This window comes from uncultured Enterovirga sp. (assembly GCF_964242715.1).
Taxonomy (GTDB): Bacteria; Pseudomonadota; Alphaproteobacteria; order Rhizobiales; family Beijerinckiaceae; genus Enterovirga.
The window spans coordinates 188,310-194,662 of the sequence record NZ_CAXTAZ010000002.1; the positions used below are offsets into that span (position 1 = coordinate 188,310).

The window sequence follows — 6,353 nt, forward strand, 5'->3', positions numbered from 1 at the left end:
AGCGATCCCGTGATGCTCATCTCCTGCCCGTCCTGCGCCAGCGAATATACGCTCGATCCTGAACGAATCGGGCCGATCGGCCGCAAGGTACGCTGCGCGGCCTGCCGGGAAAGCTGGTTCATCGTTCCCGAGCCCGACGTCGTTCCTCCGGAGGAGCAGATACGGGTCGTAAGAGCGCAGGACTCCGAGCCCGACATCGCACCGCCGCCCGCGACCGAGATCGCCGTCCCGGACGGCATGGCGCTGGTGATCGAACCGGACACCACGATCTCGACCGCCCAGCGCAAGCGGTCCGCGAAACCCGCCCACCGCTCACAGCTCGCAGGCCGGCGCCGCTCCTCCGGCCGAAAGGGCCCGGCCATCCGTTCGACCTGGATGCGGGGCGCAGCGCTCGCCTTGCTGCTGCTCGCAGCATTGCCGGCGGCAATCCTCGCCCGGGCGGCCATCGTGGCGGCACTACCCGGTACCGCCATCGTCTTTTCCGCCCTCGGCCTTCCGGTGAATCTCGTGGGCCTCCGGTTCGACGGCGTGGCCTCGACCCTGACCCAGGAGGGCGGGACACCCGTGCTCGTGGTCACGGGCGAGATCGTGAACGTCGCCGGCCGCGACAAGGCCGTGCCGCCGATCGAGGTCGTCGTCGAGGGCGAGGCCGGGGAGGTGCTCTATGCCTGGGCGGTCGAGCCCAGCGCCGGTGAACTGGCCGGGGCGGCCAAGATCCCGTTCCGGGCCCGGCTCGCCTCGCCGCCGCCGGCCGGAAAGCGCATCCTCGTGACCTTCCGGGAGAGCGGACTCAGCAAGGTTGCGTTGCGCTGAGCTTCTGCCAGTGTCCCGGCATGAATCCCTCACACAAGGTGCGGGTCCTGTTCGACGAGGCGGCGATCGCCCGTCGAAACGAGGAACTCGCCCACATGATCGTGTCGGCGACCTCGCCGGACCTGCTCGTGGTCGCCGTCCTCAAGGGCAGCTTCATGTTCGCCGCGGATCTGATCCGGGCACTGCATCGCATGGAAGCCACGCCCCAGGTGGAATTCATTCACCTGTCGAGCTACGGCACCGGGACGGTCTCGACCGGCAACGTCACCATCCTGCGCGACATCGAGACCGACGTCGCCGGGCGTGACGTCCTGCTCGTCGACGACATCCTGGAATCGGGCCGGACCCTCTCCTACGCCAAGGACCTGCTGGTGGCGCGGGGGGCAAAGCGGGTCTTCGTGGCCGTCCTGCTCGAGAAAAGATCGAAACGAGCCGTGACCATCGAGGCGGATTTCGTCGGCTTTTCCTGTCCCGACATGTTCGTTGTCGGCTATGGCATGGACGTGGCCCACAACTTTCGACAGCTCCCCTTCGTCGGCGTCGTCGCGCACGGTACGTCGGAGCCCGACCTCTTCGACGATCGCCGGCCCTGATGGCGAAGATCCTGCTCGTCGACGACGAGGAGGCCGTCCGCGGCTTCCTGAAACGCGGACTCCAGCTGGACGGGCACGTGGTCACGCTGGCCGTCGACGGGTCCGACGCGATCGAGCGGCTGGCCGAGATGGGCGGCGAGATCGACCTGCTCCTGACCGATATCAGGATGCCGATGATGGACGGCATCGCGCTGGCGCTCGCGGCGAAGCGCGACTACCCGGACCTGACCATCATGCTGATGACCGGCTATGCCGAGCAGCGCGAGCGGGCGCGGAATCTCGAGGCGATCGTGGTGGACGTGCTGACGAAGCCCTTTTCCCTCGCCGAATTGCGCTCGGGCGTTGCCCGCGCCCTCGCCGGCCGGACCACGTCGAACGGTTAGTTGAGCTGCCAGATCGCGAAGTTCAGGTAGCTCGCATAGCCGACCCAGAACGCGTAGGGGACGAGAAGCGCGCCGGCCAGCCGGTCCGTTCGCCAGAACAGGTTGATGGTCGCCAGCAGCGTCGCCAGCAACAGGATGACGGTTCCGGCGCCGGCGGCGGGGCTTCTGAGGCCGAAGAAGGCCCAGGACCAGGCGGCGTTGAGACCGAGCTGGATGAAGAACCAGGCCAGCGCCTGCGACCGGTTCGGGCTGTGGCGCGGCAGGGTCAGGATCCGCCAGACCGAGAAGGCCATCATGGCGAACAGAATTGCCCAGACGGGAGCGAAGACGCCGTTCGGCGGCGTGAAGGCAGGCTTCGCGAGGCCCGCATACCACGTCGGAATGCGGGGCCTCGTCACGAGCGAGCCCGAGATCGCCGCCACGGTGACCGGGATCGTCGCCGAGAGCAGGTGCGAAAAGGAATAGACGCGGGTCGAAACGGTTTCGTCTGGCGGCGTGATCAAGGGCGTGCTTCCGGCTCGACCCGATCATGCCGCATCGCGATTGCGGCGGCCACGTTCCACCGCGCGGGATCGTCTGGTAAGTGCCGCGCACACACTCTCTCGCACCGGCATCGGGATCGCCCGCCCGGCTTGCGACACCGCCTGGACCCCACACTTATGGCCGAAAAGCTCACCTGGTCGAAATCGAGCCTCGCCGCCCAGGCGCTCGGCCGCACGGACCCGATCACGCGCGCGGTCGTCCCGCCGATCCACGTCGCCACGACCTATCTCCGCGATCCGGATAACGGCTATTCGTCCGGCTTCATCTACGGACGGCCCGACAATGCGACGGTCCGGGACACGGAAGCGGTCCTCGCCATGCTGGAGGAGGCGGAGGCGGGCGCGCTCCTGTTCTCGTCCGGGATGGCGGCGGCCACGGCCTGTTTCATGTCGCTCGATCCGGGCGACCATGTGATCGCGTCTTCAGTCATGTATTGGGGGCTCCGCAACTGGCTCCTGACGGAAAGCGTGCGTTGGGGGCTCGAGGTCGAACTCGTGGAGACGGACGATCTCGGCAAGCTCGCGGCCGCCCTCCGGCCCGGCCGGACGCGCCTCGTCTGGATCGAGACGCCCTCGAACCCGCTCTGGACCATCACCGACATCGCCGGCGCCGCGGAACTCGCGCATCGCGCCGGCGCGCGGCTTGCCGTGGATTCGACCTGCGCCTCGCCCTATCACACCCGGCCGCTCGCGCTCGGCGCGGACATCGTCATGCACGCCGCGACCAAGGTGCTGAACGGGCATTCCGACGTGGTCGCCGGCGTTCTCGCAGCGACCACGGACGATGCCTTCTGGCAGCGAATCCTCAAACACCGTTCGGGAAGCGGGGCGATTCTCGGCCCCTTCGAGGCCTATCTCCTGCAGCGCGGATTGAAGACGTTTTTCGTGCGCTCGGCCGCCCAGGCGAGCGGAGCCGCGCGACTTGCCGACGCGCTGTCGTCCCATCCGAACGTGGCCCGGGTTCTCTATCCAGGGCTGCCCCAGCATCCTGGCCACGACGTCGCCGCCCGCCAGATGGAGAACGGCTTCGGCTTCATGCTCTCGATCCAGGTCCGCGGCGGTGAGGCAGCCGCGATTGCAACGGCCGCGAAGGTCGAACTCTGGAAGCGGGCTACGTCGCTGGGAGGAGTCGAGAGCCTCATCGAGCATCGCGCCTCGATCGAGGGGCCGAGCACACCTTGCCCTCCCGATCTCCTTCGGCTGTCGACCGGGATCGAAGACCCGGCCGACCTCTTCGACGACCTCGACCGCGCGCTACGCGCCGCGCACGGCTGATCGGCTTGCGACGGCGTCAGTAGCGCGGTCCGCCGGTGGTCTGGCCCTGCTGCTGCTGGCCGACCGGAGCGCTCGGGTTGCGGGCATTCCCCGATTGCGACGGCGACGACATGCGCCGCCCGGCCATGGGACGGCGATACATCGGGCGACGGTAGGCATAGGGACGCATCATCCGTCCGCGACGGCGATAGGCCGCCTCGGTGAGGGCGGTCTCGGGCGCAACGCCAGGCGCGAGCCCGGCCGGCGCGGCGGAGGCCGGAGCCGCAACGGCGAACAGGGCGGCCGACACGGCGGCCGACAGAAGCAAGGTCTTCATAGAATTCTCTCCGATCGTCCTATCCTGCGGACAGGCGCACCAGGCGCTCAATCGAGGGGGCGCGGCTTTGTTCCTAGTAGAGCCTGGCATTCAGCTCCGGACAGGAGGGCCGGAACGCAGGATTGCAAGGAGAAGCCCGCCCGCGACGAGGCCCCAAAAGGCCGAGCCGATGCCGAAGAACGTCGTCCCCGAAGCCGCGGTCACGAAGGTGACGATCGCGGGTAGCCTCTCGTCTTCGCGGGACAGCGCCGTCTGAAGCGCGCCCGCCAGGCTGCCGAGGAGCGCGAGTCCCGCGACCGATTCGATCAGGAGCGGCGGCGACGCCGCGACGAAGGCCGCGGCGAAGCTCGCGAGCAGCCCGAGCGCGACATAGGTCGCACCCGCCGTGACGCCGGCGACGTAACGTCGGGCCGGATCGGGATGCGCCTCGGGCCCCGCGCAGAGGGCCGCCGTGATCGCCGCGAGGTTCACGGTGTGGCCGCCGAAGACGGCGCTGAGCGCACTCGCGATCCCCGTCGAGACGAACAGCATCCCGACCGACGGGCGGTAGCCGTTGGCATGCAGGACGGCCAGGCCCGGCACGTTCTGCGAGGCCATGGTGACGACGAAGAGCGGGATTGCGATGCCGATGACGGCGTCGAGGGTGAAGCGCGGCATGACGGCGATCGGATGGGGGACGAGATCCGCCAGCATCCCGGCCGGGACCGGCGTCGCGACCGCGACCACGATCCCGGTCAGGAGCACGGCCAGCGGCACGGCATAGGGGCGGGCGAATCTCAGCGCGAGCGCCCAGACCACCACGACCGGCAGGGCCAACGCGGGCAGGGTCGCGACCGCCCGGACCGGAGCGGTGCAGAGACCGAACAGGATGCCGCCCAGCATGGCGCTGGCCAGCGTGATCGGGATCGCGGCGACGGCCCGGCCGAAGGGCGACCATAGTCCCGCCGCGACGACGAGCCCGGCCACGACCAGGAAGGCTCCGACCGCGACCGGGAAGCCGCCCTCCGGAACCCCCGTCGCGATGAGGAGCGCGGCCCCGGGCGTCGACCAGGCGATCGAGATCGGCATGCGGGTGCGCAGGCTGAGCCCGATCGCCAGCAACCCCTTCACGACCAGGATGGCGAGGAGACCGGAGGCAGCCTGTTCCTGGGTCGCGCCCACGGCCTGCAGGCCCTTCAGCACAAGCGCGAAGGTCGACGCATAGCCGACGATCCCGACCAGGAGGCCGGCGGAGAGAGGCTGAATCAGCGAACCCGCGGGCGAGTCGCGCGGTACGGCATCGCTCACCTGCGCGTGACGGTGCGCCGCGCCGCCTTGCGAAAGGTCTCCACGGCCGGCGGGCTCGGTCTGTCTTCGCCGCGCCCGGTCAGCGAGCGTTCCACCACCCGGGCGATGTCGATCATGATCGCGTCGAGTGCGTAATCCTTCGGCGTGTAGATCGCGGCGACGCCCATGTTGCGGAGGACGTTCTCGTCCTCGGCCGAGATGATGCCGCCGACGACGAGCGGGATGTGGTCGAGATCCTCGATCCGGAGCCGGGCCATCACCTCGCGGACGAGCGGCACGTGCGAGCCGGACAGGATCGAGAGCCCGATCACATGCGCGCCGGTCTCGCGCACCTTCGCGACGATCTCGGCCGGGGTCTGGCGGATGCCGTCATAGGTGACCTCCATGCCGACGTCGCGGGCGCGGAGCGCGATCTGCTCGGCGCCGTTGGAATGGCCGTCGAGCCCGGGCTTGCCGACCAGCATCCGGGGCGTCTCGCCGAGCTTTGCCCCGAGATCGGCGATGACGAGGCGCACGTCCTCGCCCGCCGGCTCGCTCAGGGTCTCGCGTGAGACGCCGGTCGGGGCGCGGTACTGGCCGAAGACCTCGCGCAGGGTCTCGCCCCATTCGCCGGTCGTCATCCCGGCCTTCGCGGCCGCGATCGAGGCCGGCATCACATTCCGGCCCTCGCGCGCCGCCCGCTCGAGTTCGGCGCGGGCGGCCTCGACCGCGGCGCCGTCCCGACTGGTACGCCAGGCCCGAAGGCGCTGCACCGCCTCCATCTCGACCGCCTCGGGCACGGACATGAAACTGCCCTCCCCGGCCATCAGCGGCGAGCTTTCGCCCTCGGTAAAGCGATTGACGCCGACGACGACCTGCTCGCCGCTCTCGACCCGAGCGATGCGGCGGGCATTGGACTCGACGAGCGCGCGCTTCAACGATCCGGTTTCGACCGCCGCGATCGCGCCGCCCTCGCGATTGATCCGGTCGAGCTCGGCGCGCGCGGCCTCCTTCAGCTCGGCCACCTTGCGCTCCATCACGACGGAGCCGTCGAACAGGTCCTCGAATTCGAGGAGGTCGGTCTCGTAGGCCAGCACCTGCTGCATGCGGAGCGACCATTGCTGGTCCCAGGAGCGCGGCAGGCCGAGCGCCTCGTTCCAGGCCG

The 6,353-nt window shown here is 69.4% G+C and carries 8 protein-coding genes; 4 read left to right on the forward strand and 4 right to left on the reverse strand.

Annotated features, from left to right (window positions below; all coding sequences use genetic code 11):
- Positions 1–12 precede the first annotated feature (12 nt).
- From ACFE87_RS02320 to ACFE87_RS02330, 3 genes are read left to right on the forward strand one after another with little or no spacing between them, the layout of a single operon-like run.
- Positions 13–813: a zinc-ribbon domain-containing protein gene (locus tag ACFE87_RS02320; protein WP_375458003.1), complete on the forward strand. Its 801-nt coding sequence runs from the start codon at positions 13–15 to the stop codon at positions 811–813.
- A 20-nt stretch (positions 814–833) separates the two neighbouring features.
- The gene (gene hpt, locus ACFE87_RS02325) at positions 834–1,406 is read left to right on the forward strand and encodes a hypoxanthine phosphoribosyltransferase (RefSeq protein ID WP_375457991.1); all 573 of its coding nucleotides are present in this window, start codon (positions 834–836) and stop codon (positions 1,404–1,406) included.
- Positions 1,406–1,789 (forward strand): response regulator, encoded by a 384-nt coding sequence (locus ACFE87_RS02330; RefSeq protein WP_375457992.1) that lies wholly within the window; start codon positions 1,406–1,408, stop codon positions 1,787–1,789. The genes hpt and ACFE87_RS02330 overlap by 1 nt, the downstream gene beginning before the upstream one ends.
- Here ACFE87_RS02330 and ACFE87_RS02335 read toward each other — a convergent pair.
- Positions 1,786–2,292, reverse strand: a complete 507-nt coding sequence (locus ACFE87_RS02335; RefSeq protein ID WP_375457993.1) for a TspO/MBR family protein — start codon at positions 2,290–2,292, stop codon at positions 1,786–1,788. The two genes, ACFE87_RS02330 and ACFE87_RS02335, sit on opposite strands and share 4 nt — an antisense overlap.
- 156 nt (positions 2,293–2,448) lie before the next feature.
- On the opposite strand from ACFE87_RS02335, the gene ACFE87_RS02340 reads away from it, so the two are divergent.
- Positions 2,449–3,606, forward strand: coding sequence for a trans-sulfuration enzyme family protein (locus ACFE87_RS02340; RefSeq protein WP_375457994.1), 1,158 nt, complete (start codon positions 2,449–2,451; stop codon positions 3,604–3,606).
- A 16-nt stretch (positions 3,607–3,622) separates the two neighbouring features.
- Here the strand turns inward: ACFE87_RS02340 and ACFE87_RS02345 are convergent, their stop codons facing one another.
- The 3 genes from ACFE87_RS02345 to ACFE87_RS02355 all read right to left on the reverse strand — a co-directional run.
- The gene (locus tag ACFE87_RS02345) at positions 3,623–3,922 is read right to left on the reverse strand and encodes a hypothetical protein (RefSeq protein ID WP_375457995.1); all 300 of its coding nucleotides are present in this window, start codon (positions 3,920–3,922) and stop codon (positions 3,623–3,625) included.
- A 90-nt stretch (positions 3,923–4,012) separates the two neighbouring features.
- On the reverse strand, positions 4,013–5,209 hold the full coding sequence (locus tag ACFE87_RS02350; protein ID WP_375457996.1) for a benzoate/H(+) symporter BenE family transporter: 1,197 nt from the start codon (positions 5,207–5,209) through the stop codon (positions 4,013–4,015).
- Positions 5,206–6,353 (reverse strand): methylmalonyl-CoA mutase family protein (locus ACFE87_RS02355; protein WP_375457997.1); only part of this gene is annotated, 1,148 nt, incomplete at its 5' end. The genes ACFE87_RS02350 and ACFE87_RS02355, both read right to left, overlap by 4 nt.